The sequence below is a fragment of the Mycolicibacterium baixiangningiae genome (genome assembly GCF_016313185.1).
Lineage (GTDB): Bacteria > Actinomycetota > Actinomycetes > Mycobacteriales > Mycobacteriaceae > Mycobacterium > Mycobacterium baixiangningiae.
The window spans coordinates 405,217-421,222 of the sequence record NZ_CP066218.1 but is presented as its reverse complement, the minus strand read 5'-3'; the positions used below and the strand labels follow the sequence as shown (position 1 = coordinate 421,222).

At 68.0% G+C, this 16,006-nt stretch carries 15 protein-coding genes; 11 read left to right on the top strand and 4 right to left on the bottom strand.

The features are described from left to right. Positions 1–47: 47 nt before the first annotated feature. Positions 48–887 (top strand): SDR family oxidoreductase, encoded by an 840-nt coding sequence (locus tag I7X18_RS01985; RefSeq protein WP_193044803.1) that lies wholly within the window; start codon positions 48–50, stop codon positions 885–887. On the opposite strand, the gene I7X18_RS01980 is transcribed toward I7X18_RS01985, so the two are convergent. Then, entirely contained in the window at positions 884–2,194 is a 1,311-nt protein-coding gene (locus I7X18_RS01980; protein ID WP_193044804.1) for an MFS transporter, read from the bottom strand. The two genes, I7X18_RS01985 and I7X18_RS01980, sit on opposite strands and share 4 nt — an antisense overlap. A gap of 121 nt (positions 2,195–2,315) precedes the next feature. Between I7X18_RS01980 and I7X18_RS01975 the strand changes: the two genes are divergently transcribed. Together I7X18_RS01975 and I7X18_RS01970 are read left to right on the top strand one after the other, a co-directional pair. After that, positions 2,316–2,909, top strand: a complete 594-nt coding sequence (locus tag I7X18_RS01975) for a TetR/AcrR family transcriptional regulator (protein ID WP_193044805.1) — start codon at positions 2,316–2,318, stop codon at positions 2,907–2,909. Positions 2,910–2,944: 35 nt separating this feature from the next. Next, entirely contained in the window at positions 2,945–3,805 is an 861-nt protein-coding gene (locus I7X18_RS01970) for an alpha/beta fold hydrolase (RefSeq protein ID WP_193044806.1), read from the top strand. Between the two features lie 33 nt (positions 3,806–3,838). Here I7X18_RS01970 and I7X18_RS01965 read toward each other — a convergent pair whose 3' ends face one another. Further along, positions 3,839–5,461, bottom strand: coding sequence for a flavin-containing monooxygenase (locus tag I7X18_RS01965; protein ID WP_193044807.1), 1,623 nt, complete (start codon positions 5,459–5,461; stop codon positions 3,839–3,841). Between the two features lie 90 nt (positions 5,462–5,551). Between I7X18_RS01965 and I7X18_RS01960 the strand changes: the two genes are divergently transcribed. The 8 genes from I7X18_RS01960 (at position 5,552) to I7X18_RS01925 (ending at position 13,114) form a co-directional block, all read left to right on the top strand. Beyond that, positions 5,552–6,604, top strand: a complete 1,053-nt coding sequence (locus tag I7X18_RS01960; RefSeq protein WP_193044808.1) for a ferredoxin--NADP reductase — start codon at positions 5,552–5,554, stop codon at positions 6,602–6,604. Positions 6,605–6,695: 91 nt separating this feature from the next. Further along, on the top strand, positions 6,696–7,877 hold the full coding sequence (locus I7X18_RS01955; RefSeq protein WP_193044809.1) for an acyl-CoA dehydrogenase family protein: 1,182 nt from the start codon (positions 6,696–6,698) through the stop codon (positions 7,875–7,877). Positions 7,878–7,888: 11 nt separating this feature from the next. Beyond that, positions 7,889–8,797: a biphenyl-2,3-diol 1,2-dioxygenase gene (gene bphC, locus I7X18_RS01950; protein ID WP_193044810.1), complete on the top strand. Its 909-nt coding sequence runs from the start codon at positions 7,889–7,891 to the stop codon at positions 8,795–8,797. Further along, positions 8,794–10,257, top strand: coding sequence for an FAD-dependent oxidoreductase (locus I7X18_RS01945; protein ID WP_193044811.1), 1,464 nt, complete (start codon positions 8,794–8,796; stop codon positions 10,255–10,257). The genes bphC and I7X18_RS01945 overlap by 4 nt, the downstream gene beginning before the upstream one ends. A gap of 108 nt (positions 10,258–10,365) precedes the next feature. Further along, on the top strand, positions 10,366–11,217 hold the full coding sequence (locus I7X18_RS01940; RefSeq protein ID WP_193044812.1) for an IclR family transcriptional regulator: 852 nt from the start codon (positions 10,366–10,368) through the stop codon (positions 11,215–11,217). Then, positions 11,214–12,164 (top strand): LipP1 family hormone-sensitive lipase, encoded by a 951-nt coding sequence (locus I7X18_RS01935; RefSeq protein ID WP_193044813.1) that lies wholly within the window; start codon positions 11,214–11,216, stop codon positions 12,162–12,164. The genes I7X18_RS01940 and I7X18_RS01935 overlap by 4 nt, the downstream gene beginning before the upstream one ends. Further along, entirely contained in the window at positions 12,157–12,504 is a 348-nt protein-coding gene (locus I7X18_RS01930; protein ID WP_193044814.1) for a hypothetical protein, read from the top strand. Before I7X18_RS01935 ends, I7X18_RS01930 begins: the two co-directional genes overlap by 8 nt. Then, positions 12,497–13,114, top strand: coding sequence for a Dabb family protein (locus tag I7X18_RS01925; RefSeq protein ID WP_193044815.1), 618 nt, complete (start codon positions 12,497–12,499; stop codon positions 13,112–13,114). Before I7X18_RS01930 ends, I7X18_RS01925 begins: the two co-directional genes overlap by 8 nt. 6 nt (positions 13,115–13,120) lie before the next feature. On the opposite strand, the gene I7X18_RS01920 is transcribed toward I7X18_RS01925, so the two are convergent. Further along, the gene (locus I7X18_RS01920; RefSeq protein ID WP_193044816.1) at positions 13,121–14,008 is read right to left on the bottom strand and encodes an SDR family NAD(P)-dependent oxidoreductase; all 888 of its coding nucleotides are present in this window, start codon (positions 14,006–14,008) and stop codon (positions 13,121–13,123) included. Further along, entirely contained in the window at positions 13,986–15,926 is a 1,941-nt protein-coding gene (locus I7X18_RS01915; RefSeq protein ID WP_232375389.1) for a flavin-containing monooxygenase, read from the bottom strand. The genes I7X18_RS01920 and I7X18_RS01915 overlap by 23 nt, the downstream gene beginning before the upstream one ends. Between the last annotated feature and the right edge of the window lie 80 nt (positions 15,927–16,006).

Below are 16,006 nucleotides of genomic sequence, written 5' to 3'. Positions count from 1 at the left end.
GGGTGCCCCGAAGTGCCGCCCGCCCGCCCCGTGTGCCACAGTCGGTCATGGGCACCTATGCGATCACGGGTTCGGCGTCGGGAATGGGACGTGAGACCGCCGAGCGGCTCCGTGCGGACGGTCACCGCGTCATCGGCGTCGACCTCAAAGACGCTGACGTGGTGGCCGACCTGTCCACTCCGGACGGACGGGCGCGCGCGGTCGCGCAGGTGATCACCGCCGCGGACGGCCATCTGGACGGCTCCGTACTCGCCGCGGGCATCGGCCCGAGCTCCGGGGCGGGCCGGGTCCGGCTGATCGCCGAGGTGAACTATCGCGGGGTGGTGGAACTGCTCGCCGGATGGCGACCGGCGCTTGCTGCTGCCGGTAACGCGAAAGTCGTTGTCATATCCAGCAATTCGACCACCACCACGCCCGCTGTGCCCGACCGCGCGGTGAAGGCGCTGCTCGCCGGTGACGTCGACAAGGCGGTGCGCGCCGTGCGGCTGTTCGGACCGGTGGCACCGGCGATCATGTACGCGGCCTCGAAACTCGCGGTCAGCCACTGGGTGCGGCGCCACGCGATCCGGCCGGAGTGGGCGGGCGCCGGTATCCGGCTGAACGCATTGGCCCCCGGTGCGATCATGACGCCGCTGCTCGAAGAGCAGTTGGCGTCGCCGCGGCAGGCCAAGGCTGTGCAGCGGTTCCCCGTCCCGGTGGGCGGTTTCGGAGACGCCGGTCAGCTCGCCGAGTGGGTCCGGTTCATGCTCTCCGATGCGGCCGAATTCCTGTGCGGCAGCATCATCTTCGTCGACGGTGGCACAGACGCCCACTTCCGCACCGAGGACTGGCCGCGGCCGGTCCCCGCGCGCCGACTGGTGTCGTATCTGAAGCGGTTCCGCAACTAGAGCCGTGCCGGACGGGTTCCCGCATCCGCCAGGTCGCTGCCACGCGTCTCGCTGACGCGCCAGATCGCGACGACGGTCACCAGCCCGCAACCGGCCGCCAACATCACCAGGGGTGTGCGGGACATCCCGTCGGCCATCATGCTGCTGGCGATGAGCGGTGTGAAACCGGCTCCCAGCAGCGCGGCGAACTGATAACCCATCGATGCACCGGTGTATCGGACCCGCGTGCCGAACATCTCCGAGAACAGCGCGCCGAGAGGGGCGTACATCAAGGACTGGAGCACCTGCGCGATCACCATGGCCACCACGAGCACCGCCACCGACCCCACGTCGACCAACGCATAGAACGGCCACGCGTAGCAGACGATGCCGATCCCCCCTGCGACGATCACCGCCCGCCGACCCACCCGGTCCGACAGCGCCGAGAAGAGCGGGATCGTGACCAGTGCCGTCGTCGACGTGAAGATCAGAGCGGTCATCACATCGGTGCGGTGGTACCCGATTGCGGTGGCATAGCTGATCATGTACGTGCTGATCAACGCTGTGAGCGCGAACGGACCGATTCCCACGGCGCACGCCAAGACGAGGTTCCGGGGACGCCGCAGCACCTGGACGAGCGGTGCGGAATCCGGACGGCGGTCGGCACGTCTGGCCTCTTCGAACACCGGACTCTCCGTGACGGATAACCGCACATAGATGCCGAGCGCGAGGAGCAGCAGGCTGAGCAGGAACGGCACCCGCCAGCCCCAAGAGGTGAACGATTCGTCCGGCATCAGGGTGATCGCGGTGACGACCGCCACCGACAGCAGTGAACCGATCGGCGATCCCATCTGCATGACGCCGTTCCAGGCGCCGCGGCGATGCGGTTCGGCGTGTTCGGTGACCATGAGGGTGGCTCCACCCCACTCACCGCCGATCGCGATGCCCTGGATCACCCGCAGCGCGACCAGCAGGATCGGCGCCGCCACGCCTATGGCCGCGAACGTCGGCAACACGCCGACCAGGAAGCTGGCCACGCCCATCAACCCCATCGTCAGCACGAGCATCGACTTGCGGCCGAGACGATCTCCGAAGTGCCCGAACAGGATTCCCCCGACGGGACGGGCGACATATCCGGCCGCGAGAGTGCCGAATGCGGCGATGGTGGCCACCGCGGGATCGGATTCGGGGAAGAACACGGTCCCGAAGACCAGCGCGCTCATCGTGCCGTAGACCAGGAAGTCGTAGTACTCGATGGCCGTGCCGAGCAGGCTGGAGATGGCGACCCGGCGCAGCAGCGCCGGATCAGGCCTTGCCGTGTCATCCATGCCGTGGGCCCCTCGCTCGGTCGCCATGTCACCTCATCCTGCTGTACACCCGTTCCCCGCCGAGGGCTGACGTCTCGATGAGCGGAATGTCCCTCGCCCGTGCCGATCGCCAGACGGCACGATGGTCCGTGTGGACCGCCGCGAACGCATCGTCGCCGCTGCGCTGCACCTGGCAACCGACGGTTACGACGCGGTCCACATCAGAACGGTCGCGGGACTGGCCGATGTGGCGCCGAGCACCGTGTACCAGTACTTCTCCTCGAAGGATGACGTACTGGTGGCCTGCCTTCTGCAGTGGCTCTCGACATGCGAACCCCACGCGCACGCCGCTGTGGACGGGCTCGAGGACCCGTATCACCGGCTACTGCAGCTTGCCGATTTCGTGACCGCGCGACTGTGGGCGCAACCGGCGCTCGCCGATGCGCTCACGCGGGCCTACCTGTGCGCGGACAGTGGCGCCGCGACGAACGCCGACCTCGTGCGCAACAGCCTCAGCCGGATGCTGGCGGCAGCGATGGGCCGTGACCAACCGACTCTTGGCCAGCGGCAGATCGGTGAGCTCGTTGCCGACATCTTGTCGTCGACCTTGCTAGCGCTCGTCCAACAGCGTTCCACGACAGCTGATTCGAGAATCCGGCTGCGGAGGACCATCGCGGTCCTCAGCCGACATGATGCCGGCCGGTGCCTCGCGGCTTCCGGTAGTGCGGCAGGCTGAGCGCCCAGACACCACCAGCGAGATGAGGAGCTTGTATGACCGCGACATCCGACCAGGACCTGCCGCTGCGGGAAGTGGCGACACAGACGGGAACGTTGCGGTACTACGACACCGGTGACGGACCACCGGTCCTGTTCCTGCACGGCTCGGGCCCAGGCGTCACGGGATGGCGCAACTTCCGTGGCGTACTTCCCACCTTCAGCGCCCACTTCCGTTGCCTCATCCTCGAATTCCCCGGGTTCGGGGTGAGCGACGACACCGGTGGACACCCGATGATCACCGCACAGACCGCGGTGGCCCCGTTCCTGGACGCCCTCGGCGTCGACCGCGTCGACATCGTCGGCAACTCCATGGGCGGTGGTGTCGGCATCAACGTCGCCATCCACCACGCGGATCGCCTCCGGCGGTTGGTCACCATCGGGGGCATCGGCACCAACGTCTTCAGCCCGGGACCGAGCGAAGGCATCCGACTGCTGCAGGAGTTCACCGAGGACCCCACCCGTCAGCGACTGGTCGACTGGCTGCACTCGATGGTCTACGACCCCGCGTTGGTGACCGAGCAGTTGATCGAGGAGCGTTGGCAACTCGCGACCGATCCGGAGACGCTGGCCGCCGCCCGCCGCATGTACGGGAAGGCGGCGTTCGCCCAGATGATGGCATTCATGCGCAAATCGGATGCGCCCCTGCCCTGGGCGCAGATGCACAAGGTCGCCGCCCCGACATTGCTGACCTGGGGGCGCGACGACCGCGTCAGCCCGTTGGACATGGCGCTGCTCCCGATGCGCACGATCCCGAACGCCGAACTGCACGTGTTCCCCAACTGCGGGCACTGGGCGATGATCGAGGCGAAGGCGGCGTTCGAGGCCACCGTGCTGTCGTTCCTGCTGCGCGAGTGAATACTCGCCGCGCGAGCAGGGTCCGCTCGCTGGTCAGGGCGCCTTGAGTAACTCGAAGCCCTTGTACCCGGCTTCGGCGACCTCGGCACAGATGTCGAGGTAGACCCCGAAGCCCCCGATGAAGAGCATGAACACCCGGGGCTTGCCCGGCACGTTGGCGCCCATGTACCACGAGTTCGCCTGCGTGAACAGCGTCGCCTCGGCCCGGCGGGTGCATTCGGCGCCCCAGTCGTCGACGGCCTGAGAGGTGGCTTCGACGGCCTGGTAGCCGTGGTCGTTCAGATACCGGATGCAGTCAGATATCCAGTTCACGTGGGCTTCGGCGTGCAGCACCATGTTCGCCAGCACCGCCGGCGCCCCGGGACCCGACACGAGAAACAGGTTGGGGAATCCGTCGACGCCGAGCCCGAGATATGTCCTGGGCCCGCCGCGCCAGTCGTCGGCGAGTGCCTCCCCGGCGCGCCCGACGATGTCCATCTTCGCCAACGCTCCGGTCATCGCGTCGAATCCCGTTGCCAGCACGATGATGTCGACGTCGTAATGCGCCTCGGAGGTGTTGATCCCGGTGGGGTCCACGGACTGGATCGGTGTCGTGCGGACACTGACCAGTTCGACGTTGGGCCGGTTGAAGGTCTGGAAGTAGTTGGTGTCGGTGCAGATCCGCTTCGTGCCGATGGGGTGGTCGGTGGGGATCAGCAGGTCGGCCACCTCCGGATCGTTGATGACGGCGCGGACCTTCTCCTCGTAGAATCTGCGGGCTTCGTCGTTGGCCTCCGCATCGATCATCTGGTCTCGGAAGGTCTTCGAGAACAACACGCCGCCGAGTTCCCAGCGTTTCTCGAACGCGGCCCTGCGCTCCTCGGCCGAGGCCTCCATCGTCAGCTTCGGGTGCGCGATGTGCGGTGACCCACCGCCGCTGCGCCACGACAGCCGCCTCCGCTCGTCGTAATCGTCCTTGACGGCGGCGATGTCGTCGTCGGTGAGCGGCCGGTTGCCCGCCGGCACACTGTAATTGGGCGTTCTCTGGAAGACGTAGAGCTGCGCGGCCTGTTGGGCGATGATCGGAATCGATTGGATGCCTGAGGATCCCGTGCCGATGACGGCCACCCTCTTACCGGTGAAATCCACACCCTCGTGCGGCCAGTCCGCGGTGTGGTAGATCGCACCGTCGAACGTGTCCAGCCCGTCGAACTGCGGTGTGAGCGCCGCCGAGAGCGGGCCGGTGGCCATGATGCAGAACCTGGCCGTCAGCACCGTGCCGGTGTTCGTCGTCACCGTCCAGCGCAACGTGACTTCGTCGAGTACCGCGGAGCGCACGCTGGTGTCGAAGGTGATGTCGCGCCGCAGATCGAGTTTGTCGGCCACCCAGTTGATGTACCGCAGGATCTCCGCCTGCGTCGCGTACTTCTCGCTCCAGTTCCACTCCTGCTGCAATTCGTCGGAGAACGAATAGCAGTAGTCGACGCTCTCGACGTCACACCGGGCGCCCGGATACCGGTTGAAGTACCAGGTACCGCCGACGTCGGGAGCCGCCTCGAACACCCGGACGGTCAAACCCTGCGACCGCAGTTTGTGCAGGGCGTACAGCCCCGCGAAGCCGGCGCCGACCACCACCGCATCGACGTGGTGGGGCAGCTGATCAGCAGAGGTGTCCACGATGTTCGAGCTTGGCGGGGGGCGGGTCCCGACGGTGGGGTCCGTCCCGGTCAACGGACGCCGCGTTCCGGTCACCCGTGGTGTGCCTCCATGATCGCGCACGTGAATTCGCCATCGGAACCCCGCAGCGTGGAACTCACGGTGACCGACGTCATCGAGGAGACCCACGACGCCCGTTCGTTGGTCTTCGCGGTCGCCGAACAGGATCGGCACCGCATCGGGTACCGGCCCGGCCAGTTCCTGACGCTGAGGGTGCCCGGTGCGGACGGTGGTGCGGTGGCCCGCTGTTACTCACTGGCCAGCTCGCCGCACACCGATGCGGCGCTGCAAGTCACGATCAAGCGCGTCGATGGTGGGTACGGGTCTAACTGGTTGTGCGACAACGTGATCACCGGCCACGTGATCGAGGCGCTACCGCCGGCGGGCATGTTCACCCCGGACGACCTCGACAGCGACCTTCTCTTGTGGGCCGGCGGCAGCGGCATCACCCCGGTGATGTCGATCCTGAAATCGGAGCTTGCCGCGGGCAGCGGACAGGTCATGTTGTTCTATGCCAACCGCGACGAGCGGTCGGTGATCTTCGCCGCCGAACTGCGCGAGCTGACCGCCCGCCACCCCGACCGGTTGTCGGTGGTGCACTGGCTGGAATCGGTGCAGGGCCTGCCGCACCGGGGCCAGCTCACCACCCTGGCACGCCGATTCGGTGAGGGCGACGCCTACATCTGCGGACCTGCTCCGTTCATGGCCACCGTGCGGGCGGCGCTGCACGACGCGGGTCTTCCCCGCGAGGCCGTGCACACCGAGGTATTCCGATCACTGGACGGTGACCCGTTCGCCGACGTCACACCACCGGATGCCACCACCGAGGGTGAGGCGGCCGACCTGCGGGTGGCCCTGGACGGCCGCGAGCACAACCTCCGATGGCCCCACCGATCGACTCTCGTCGACGCGATGATCGCCGCGGGCATCGATGTGCCGTACTCCTGCCGGGAGGGGCAGTGCGGGTCCTGCGCCGCGACCCTGGTCGACGGCCGGGTCGACATGCCCGCCACCGAGATCCTCGAACCCGAGGACATCGCCGAGGGCACCATCCTCGGCTGCCAGGCCAGGCCCGTATCCGACGAGATCCACATCGAGTTCTGACGCGTCGCCGTCCATTCACCGGGAATCGCTTCCGAGCGGACCCGCATCGCGGTAGACCATCGAGACAGCCACACGAGAGAAGGACACCTTCATGACCGAGCGGGTAATCGACCGGGTGATGGAACTGGCTGACCAGTTCGCCGAGCAGGCCGCCGAAGCCGAGCGGCTCGGCCACCTCTCGGAGGCCACCGTCAAGAACATGAAGGCCGTCGGCTCGATCCGGTTGCTGCAACCCGTCGAGCACGGCGGGTACGAGGTCCATCCGCGCGAATTCGCCGAGACCGTGATGGCCACGGCGGCGCTCGATCCCGCGGCCGGATGGGTCAACGGCGTCGTCGGCGTACACCCTTATCAGTTGGCATATGCCGATCCGCGCGTCGCACAGGAGATCTGGGCCGACGACGTCGACACGTGGATCGCCTCGCCGTATGCCCCGCAGGGCGTGGCGAGGCCCGTCGACGGCGGATACGTGTTCACCGGACGCTGGCAGTTCAGCTCGGGAACCGATGCGTGCGACTGGATCATCCTGGGCGCGATGGTCGGGGATGCCGACGGCACTCCGGTGATGCCGCCGCAGATCCTGCACATGATCCTGCCCCGCAGCGACTACGAGATCGTCGACGACTCATGGGACGTGGTCGGCCTGCGCGGCACCGGATCCAAAGACGTCATCGTCCGCGATGCGTTCGTCCCGGCCTACCGCACCATGGACGGCCTCAAGGTGATGGACGGCACCGCGCAGATCGAGGCGGGGATGACCAAGACCCTCTACAAGATGCCGTGGTCGACGATGTTCCCGCTCGGCATCAGCTCCGCGACCATCGGCATCTGCGAGGGTGCACTGGCCGCGCACCTGGACTATCAACGGGAACGGGTCAACGCCAGCGGCGTCGCCGTCAAGGACGATCCGTACGTGATGTACGCGGTCGGTGACGCCGCTGCCGACATCCAGGCGTCGCGCCAGGCACTGCTGGCCAACGTCGACCGCATCTACGACATGGTCGACGCCGGCCGGGAGGTGACCTTCGCAGACCGCGCCGCTGTGCGCCGCGACCAGATCAGGGCGGTGTGGCGGGCCGTGGCCGCCGTCGACCAGATCTTCGCCCGCTCCGGCGGCAATGCACTTCGCATGGACAAGCCGCTGCAGCGGTACTGGCGTGACGCGCATGCCGGTGTCGCACACGCCATTCACACACCCGGCACCATCTACCACGCGTCGGCATTGAGCTCACTGGGCATCGACCCCCAGGGTGCGCTGCGGGCGATGATCTGAGGGAAGAACAGATGACAGCGTTGAAGAGTCTTGGCTACGTCACCGTCCAGACAGCCGACATGGAGCGTTGGCGGCACTTCGCCTTCCAGGTGCTCGGCTTCGCCGAGGGCAGCGGACCCGACGAGTCCTGCCTGTACCTGCGAATGGACGAGCGGGCCGCCCGCATCATCGTCAAACCCGGTGACGCCGACCGGATCGTCACCGTGGGCTGGGAGGTGCGCGACCGCACGGCGCTCGAACAGGTCAAGCGCGATCTGGACGCGGCAGGGGTGCCGTTCAAACAGCTCACGCTGGAAGAGGCCGACGCCCGCCGGGTCGAGGAGGTCATCGCCTTCACCGACCCCGCGGGCACCGCGCTCGAGGTGTTCCACGGGGCGGTCCTCGACCATAGCCCCGTGGTGACCCCGTTCGGGGCCCGATTCGTCACCGGCGCACAGGGTTTGGGCCACGTGGTGCTTCCCGCCCTCGACGTGAACGGACTCTTCGAGTTCTACACCGAGGTACTGGGATTCAGGTCGCGCGGAGCGTTCCGGGTGCCGGTGCCGCCCGAGTTCGGTCCGGTGCGCGTGCGGTTCCTCGGCATCAACGAGCGTCATCACAGCCTGGCGATCTGTCCCGCGTCGACCGTTCGAGACCCGGGTCTCGTGCACATGATGGTGGAGGTGGACAGCCTCGACGCGGTCGGACAGGCGCTGGACCGGGTCGCCGCCGACGGCTACCAGCTGTCGTCGACGCTGGGCAGGCACACCAACGACAAGATGGTGTCGTTCTACGTCCGGGCGCCGGGTGACTGGGACATCGAATTCGGCACCGAGGGTATGCGGGTCGACGAAGATCACTACACCGCAGAGGAGATCACCGCCGACAGCTACTGGGGGCACCAGTGGGTCGGTGACCTGCCTGCCGCGATGAGACCATGACGATCGACGACGTCAGGCCCGTCCCGGCCTCGTCGATCACCTCCTGGGACCACGAGGCCGACGTGGTCATCGCCGGTTACGGGATCGCCGGTGCGGCCGCGGCCGTGGAAGCGGCCAAGGCGGGGGCCGACGTCCTGGTCCTCGAACGGACCGGCTCGTGGGGTGGAGCCGCGTCGATGGCCGGCGGATTCATCTATCTCGGCGGTGGCACCGCACTCCAGAAAGACTGTGGTTTCGAGGATTCCGTCGAGAACATGGCCGCCTTCCTCAACGTGGCGATGGGGCCGGGTGCCGACCCGGCTCGGATCGCGGACTACTGCGCAGGCAGCGTCGCCCACTTCGACTGGCTCGTCGAATGCGGGGTGCCGTTCAAGGCCGAGTTCTTCGGCGAGCCCGGCTGGGAGCCGATGGGCGACCAGGGCCTGATGTACAGCGGCGGTGAGAACTCGTATCCGTTCAACACCATCGCCACTCCGGCGCCCCGCGGCCACGTTCCGCAAATGTCGGACAAGAAGCAGGGTGAGGCCAGCGCCGGCTACATGCTGATGAAGCCCCTCGTCGAGACGGCCACCGCGGCGGGCGCCCGGGCGCTCTACGACGTGCGGGTACAGCGTCTGGTGGTCGAGTCCGACGGTCGGGTGGCCGGCATCTGCGCCCGGCAGTACGGCACCGATGTCACGATCCGCGCCCGCCGTGGCGTGGTACTGGCCACCGGCAGCTTCGCGTACAACGACGCGATGGTGGCTCAGTACGCGCCGCGGATCGCCGGGCGGCCCGCGGCATCGATCGAACAACACGACGGTCAGGCGATCCGGATGGCGCAGGCGCTGGGTGCCGATCTGGCCCACATGGACGCCACCGAGGTCGCTGTTTTCATCGACCCGCAGCAGTTGGTGCGCGGTGTCCTGGTCAACGAGCGTGGCCAACGGTACGTCGCTGAGGACACCTACCCGGGCCGCGTGGGGCAGCTGACGCTGTACCACCAGAACAACACCGCGTACCTGATCATCGACGGCGACGCCCAGGAGGAGGCGATGGCCTCGCTCTCACCGCAGCTGATGATGCGGCCGCCCACGTGGGTGTGCGAGACCGTCACCGAACTCGAAGGCGAGATCGGGTTGCCTCCGGGATCGCTGCAGGCCACCGTGGCCGCCTACAACGAGGGCGCGGCACGGGGCGAAGACCCTCTGCTGCACAAGAAGCCGCAGTGGTTGCGGCCCATCGGCTCGCCGGTCGGCGCGATCGATCTTCGCGAGAGTACCGGCGGCTTCACTCTCGGCGGTCTGCGGACCTCACTGGACGCAGAGGTGCTGCACGTCAGCGGCGAGCCGATTCCCGGGCTGTTCGCCGCGGGCCGCTCGACTGCTGGGCTGGCAGCGTGGGGCTACGCCAGCGGTGTGTCGCTGGGAGACGGCAGCTTCTACGGTCGCCGCGCCGGAGGCTCCGCCGCCAAGGCGTGACGTGTGCTCCGCATCGCAGTCGGCCAACCGTGTGACAGCGCGCACACCCTTATGGTACAAAAAGGCATATTCCTAATAGGAATATGCCAACTGCCCCGAGGAGGCGTCATGACCACAGCCCCGGCCACCCCGGAAACCACCACTCCCAGCGCGGTCATCGACCGGGTGTCGCTGGTGCTCGACGCCTTCGACGGCCCCGGTCGGCTGACCCTGGCCCAGATCGTCCGGCGCACCGGACTCCCCCGCTCGTCGGCCCACCGCATGCTCGAGCGCCTGGTCCAATTGCGCTGGCTGCGCCGCAACGGCCGCGACTACGAACTGGGCATGCGCCTGGTCGAGCTCGGATCGCTGGCCGTCCACCAGGACCGCCTGCATCGCGCGGCGGCGCCGCTCATGCACGATCTGCACCGGGCCACCGGTCTCGTCGCCCACCTCGCGGTGCTCGACGGCGCCGACGTGGTTTACCTCGAGAAGATCGGCGACCGGATGGTGGCGGCCATGCCGAGCCGGGTCGGCGGCCGCCAGCCCGCGCACTGCACCGCGATCGGCAAGGCACTGCTCGCTTACAACGAGGACGCGTGCGATGCAGTCGATCTCGACAGCCGCCGCACGAAGTACTCCATCGGCACGGCTGCGCAACTGGCCGCCGAACTGGCCAAGACGCGCGCACACGGTGTCGCGTTCGACCGGGAGGAGTCACTTCCCGGATTCGGTTGTGTCGCCGCACCGATCGGCGCGCCCGGTGAGGCCGTCGCGGCACTGTCCGTGTGCGGTCCCATGGGTCGCATGGCCTTCGACCAGCGCCTCGCCGCTCCGGTACGCATGACCGCGATGGGTGTGTGGCGCAACATCGAGGGAGGGCCGCAGCGCGTTGCGCCGACCCTGCAGCAGGTGCGGCCGCTTCGCAGTGGGCCCACGCCGCGTCCGGCCCACGAGTCGGCTGCGCTGCAACTCGCATGAGCGGTGAGCTCGATCCCCAGATCGCGCGGATCATCGAGGCGCTCGACCGTGGCTTCCCGCCGGTGCACGAGATGACGGGTGCGCAGGCACGGGCCACCATCCGCTCGCGATTCGTGTCAGCCGCCGCACCGGAGGAGGTCGGCGGGGTCGAGGACCGGTTTGTCGACGGGCCCGGCGGCGATCTCCGGGTCCGGATCTACCATCCGGCCGCGTCAGCTGCGGACCCGCTGCCGGTCCTGGTGTACGCCCACGGCGGCGGTTTCGTGTTCTGCGACCTCGACAGTCACGACGGCTTGTGCCGCGACATCACGAATCGGCTTGCGGTGATCGTTGTTTCGGTCGACTACCGGTTGGCCCCGGAACACGCCTGGCCGGCCGCGGCCGAGGACGTGTACGCGGTCACCCGATGGCTTTCCCAGAACTGCGCCGCACTCGGTGGCGATGCCGGCCGGATCGCGGTCGGTGGCGACAGCGCGGGCGGCAACCTCGCCGCCGTGACGGCATTGATGGCGCGTGACCGCGGTGGTCCACCGCTGATGGCGCAGCTGCTCGTCTACCCGATGATCGCCGCGGACTTCACCACTGAGTCGTACCGGTTGTACGGCTCGGGGTACTACAACCCGGCGCAGGCCCTTCGGTGGTACTGGGATCAGTACGCACCCAACGAATCCGACCGCACGCACCCGTACGCGTCACCGCTGCACGCCGATCTGCGCGGGCTGCCGCCGGCCGTCATGGTGATCGCCGGTCACGATCCACTTCGCGACGAAGGCCTCGCCTACGGGGACGCGCTGACCGCTGCCGGTGTGCCCACGGTGGTGCGCCGGTTCGACGGTGGAATCCACGGGTTCATGACGATGCCGAGCCTGGACATCGCCCAGTCCGCGCGTGCCCAGTTGTGCAGCGATGCTGCGACTCTCATGGCAGGAGTCCCGGCAGGTGGCTGACGGCGCGGTGTTCGTGGTCGACCGGGTGGTCACCCGAGCCGGATGTGGCCGCCGATTCGTCGACACGTACCTGTCGGAATACGCCCCCGGCGCGCGCAACCGCGGGATGACGCTGCAGCACGTGCTCGTCAGCCCACCGGTCTGGTTCGACGACCAGCCCAACACCGTCACCGTCACGTGGTCTCTGCCCAGCGCCAGGGCCTGGTGGGAGATGACATGGCAGGGCAGGCCCGACCCCGGTCTCGGCGCGTGGTGGGCCGGAGTCGACGACCTGATCGCCGAACGCAGCAGAAGCGTGGCAGCCGACGCCGCTGACGTGGACGCCCTCTGCGATGTATAACGTCATCCGGCTGATCGAGACAGCCGACGAGGCGGGCCGTGACCGGCTGCTCGACGCGCTGCGTGAGGGAACCGCCGCGTGGGACGCCCAGCGGTGTCTCGTGGAGCCGACGCTGCCGGGAGTGCGAAACGGCGGGGACATCCTGCTGCATCTGCGGTTTTCCGAGCGCGAGCAATGGGACCGTCACACAGCACTTTTGGACAGTGTGCTGACCGATCCGGCCGTCCGGCACGTCAACGGCGCCACCTACCGCGGCGCCCCGACTCCCGGCGCGAACGGATCAGGCACGGTCTATCGGACCCTGCTGCTCCGCGTGCGCGAGGAGGCCGACGAGGCCACCGTCCGCCGCTTCGAGGACGACCTGCGGCTGCTCCCCCGCTACGTGCGGACCATTCACTCCTGGCAGCTCAGCCGGGTCGCCGAGGCCATCGGAACATCGCCGTGGACACATGTCTTCGAACAGGAGTTCACCGACCTCGACGGACTGATGGGCCCGTACCTCATGCATCCGATTCACTGGGCCTACGTCGACCGGTGGTTCGACCCGGAGTGCCCGGACATGATTGTGCGGGAACGGGTCTGCCACAGCTTCTGCCGGAACGACCGCTGATCGGCCCTACAGCCCCGCGGGCCGGATGTTCGGGTTCGCGGTCGCGGGCGGTTCCAGCGGCGGCAGCACCCCGCCGCCGTCGAGGGTGTGCACCGGGAGTCCCTGCGACCACGGATAGTGCAGGCTGAACGCGACCAGACCGGTGCGTTCGGCGGCAGGCAGATGACACATCGCCAGCACGGTCTCGGCGAGGTACTCGACGGGTTCGGTCGGGAACGACTCCGGAATGAGTTGCGACGCACCGGGAGTACGGACCGCTGTGGACGGGCACACGCAGTTCACGGCGATGCCGGCGTCGAGCACCTCGGCCGCCAGACCCTGGGTGAACCGGTGCAGCGCGGCTTTCATCGAGGCGTACACGACGTCGCCCGATGACTTGTTGTACTCACGGAACGGCCGCACCGGCGCCATGCCGGTGACCGAGCCGATGTTGACGATCCAGCCCCCACCCTGTCGCCGCATGTGCGGAATCGCGCGCTGCGACAACACGAACGGTGTGCGCAGATAATGCTCCACCGTGCGGTCGAATGTGTCCATGTCCATGGTCTCGACCACCGAGTAGTCGGCGTAACCGGCATTGTTGACCAGGATGTCGAGCCGGCCGGTGCGGTCGAGAACGTCGTCGACCAGTCGCTGTCGCTGCTGCGGATCCTCGAGGTCGGCGGCGACGGCGTACGCGGTGCCGCCTGCCGCTTCGATCAACGCGACGGTCTCCCCGATGGTGCCGGGCAGGGCGGTCGCCGCCCCGGCGCGCACGGACGGCGACGGGGTGTGGGAACGCGCGGTGACGACCACGGTCGCGCCCTCGGCGGCCAGTCGCTGGGCGACGGCCCGGCCGATCCCCCGGCTGCTTCCGGTGACGAGAGCCGTTCTACCGCGTAGCAACTCCGCCATCGGAACCCCCCTCCGAGCCGCCGAGCGTGAAGTGCTCCTCGATGGGTGCCCGGTGCTGCCGCCAGACGTCGATCAAGCGGTACGGGGTGGCGACCACCACCCGCCCCGATCCCGAGCGGTAGTAGGTGTGGGCGTTGGGAGTGTGACACCACACGGTGCGTGACATGGCCTCGTCGATCTGCGCCACGTAGTCGTCGTAGGCCTGCCGGGTCACCTCGATGGTCGTGGCGCCCCGCAGCGCCATGAGCTGTAGGCATTCGGTGATGTAGTGGGCCAGCACCTCCATCGAGAAGTTGGCGCCGGCGCCGTGGCCGGGACTGTAGTTCGGCGCCGAGGTGATGAACAGGTTCGGGAAGCCCGGTACGGTGCCGCCGCGATAGGCGCGCGGGCTGTCGCCCCACTCCTGGCGCAGGGTCCGTCCGTCGCGGCCGCGGATGTCCACGGTCGACAGGAAGTCGAGATGGTAACCGGTGGCGTAGATGATCACGTCGAGGTCGATCTGCCGCCCGTCGGGGGTGACGATGCCCTTCGCGTTGACCTCCGCGGGTTCGCTCGCCTCGACGTCGACGTGCTCGCGGGTCAGTGCGGCGTAGTAGCCACCCGGGTCGCGGATGATCCGCTTACCGTACGGCGCGAAGTCCGGTGCGACCTTTTTCGCCAGTTCCGTTCCCTCACCGAAGGTCTGGCGAATGTACTCCATACACATCTGCAGCAGGATGTCGTTGGCGGGCGAGATCGACAGGTGGTCGTTCGCCCAGTCCGGATCCCGCAGGATCACCGGATAGTTGTTGTCGGCCGTGGCCCAGTACGACTTCAGCCGGTGCCAGTTCGCGTAGTACGGCAGGCGGCGGCCGAGGTAGCGGCGGAACTCCGGGACGTCGTCGGAGAGCCGCTTGCGCGGCGCCACCCAGTGGGGCTGGCGCTGGAAGATCGTCAGATGCTCCACCTGGTCGACGCAGGCGTCGACGATCTGCACCGCTGTGCAACCCGCGCCGATGATCGCGACCCGTTTACCCGCCAGATCCAGCGACGGATCCCACTGCGCCGAGTGGACGCTGGTACCGGCGAAGGTGCCGCGGCCGGGCACGTCCGGCCACCGGGGCCGGTTGAGGTAGCCGGCGGCGGTGATCACCGCGCGGGCGTAGCTGACACCGCGGTTGCCGTCGCGGTCCACGGCGTGGATCTGCCACTGCTTGCGGTCGTCGTCCCACCAGAGTGCCTCGACCTCGGTGCCGAACCGGGTGTGCTCCCGCAGACCGTGTTTGTCGGCCAACGACACGAGATACGCCTGGTACTCCGCACCCTGCGGGTAGTAATTCGTCCAGTCGGGGTTCACTTCCCGTGACAGCGAGTAGTACGCCGACGGGGTGTCCACCCCGATCCCGGGGTACTTCGTGGTCAGCCAGGTACCGCCGACCTCGTCGTTGCGATCGAAGATCTCGAACGCGACCCCGGCGTCGGCGGCGGCCAGTGCGGTGACGATGCCCGCGATACCTGCGCCGATGATCGCCACGGTGGTCGTCGCCGGGATGGGCACCTCACGCGGCAGGGTGGGCTGCGAGAGCTGAAAACCGCCCTGCTCCAGCAGCAGTGGGATGAACTCGTCCTCGACGTCAGCGCCGAGCGCCACCGGTAGCAGGCGGGCGAAGAACTCCGGATCGTCGGCGGCGGGCCCGCCGTGGCGGGCCGGTGCGGTGAGGGCCTCGACGAGACTGGCAACCAACGCCTCCATGGTGTCGGGATCGGTGATGCCCACCCGCTCCGGAGGATCGGGCACATGGGAGATCGCGGGGGCGAACCGGTCGACCACCGAGAGGTCGCCGGTCAACTGGGCCAACACCGCCACGAGCACACCCGGGTCGGCCTGACGCAGATACCGCTTGAGTTCCGCCGTACTGGCGTCCGCATCAGTCGTCACGCCGCCGAGTATCGAACCGCCGAGTGAGACCCGGCACTGTCCTGCCTACTGAGCGGGACAGGGATCCGTAGCAGGCGACC

What these genes read in the sequence shown, in the direction of transcription:
- I7X18_RS01945 (WP_193044811.1), top strand. Translation starts at nt 8,794, where the DNA reads ATGACGATCGACGACGTCAGGCCCGTCCCGGCCTCGTCGATCACCTCC.
- I7X18_RS01970 (WP_193044806.1), top strand. Translation starts at nt 2,945, where the DNA reads ATGACCGCGACATCCGACCAGGACCTGCCGCTGCGGGAAGTGGCGACA.
- bphC (WP_193044810.1), top strand. Translation starts at nt 7,889, where the DNA reads ATGACAGCGTTGAAGAGTCTTGGCTACGTCACCGTCCAGACAGCCGAC.
- I7X18_RS01940 (WP_193044812.1), top strand. Translation starts at nt 10,366, where the DNA reads ATGACCACAGCCCCGGCCACCCCGGAAACCACCACTCCCAGCGCGGTC.
- I7X18_RS01925 (WP_193044815.1), top strand. Translation starts at nt 12,497, where the DNA reads ATGTATAACGTCATCCGGCTGATCGAGACAGCCGACGAGGCGGGCCGT.
- I7X18_RS01955 (WP_193044809.1), top strand. Translation starts at nt 6,696, where the DNA reads ATGACCGAGCGGGTAATCGACCGGGTGATGGAACTGGCTGACCAGTTC.
- I7X18_RS01980 (WP_193044804.1), bottom strand. Translation starts at nt 2,194, where the DNA reads ATGGATGACACGGCAAGGCCTGATCCGGCGCTGCTGCGCCGGGTCGCC.
- I7X18_RS01935 (WP_193044813.1), top strand. Translation starts at nt 11,214, where the DNA reads ATGAGCGGTGAGCTCGATCCCCAGATCGCGCGGATCATCGAGGCGCTC.
- I7X18_RS01975 (WP_193044805.1), top strand. Translation starts at nt 2,316, where the DNA reads ATGGTCCGTGTGGACCGCCGCGAACGCATCGTCGCCGCTGCGCTGCAC.
- I7X18_RS01960 (WP_193044808.1), top strand. Translation starts at nt 5,552, where the DNA reads ATGATCGCGCACGTGAATTCGCCATCGGAACCCCGCAGCGTGGAACTC.
- I7X18_RS01920 (WP_193044816.1), bottom strand. Translation starts at nt 14,008, where the DNA reads ATGGCGGAGTTGCTACGCGGTAGAACGGCTCTCGTCACCGGAAGCAGC.
- I7X18_RS01985 (WP_193044803.1), top strand. Translation starts at nt 48, where the DNA reads ATGGGCACCTATGCGATCACGGGTTCGGCGTCGGGAATGGGACGTGAG.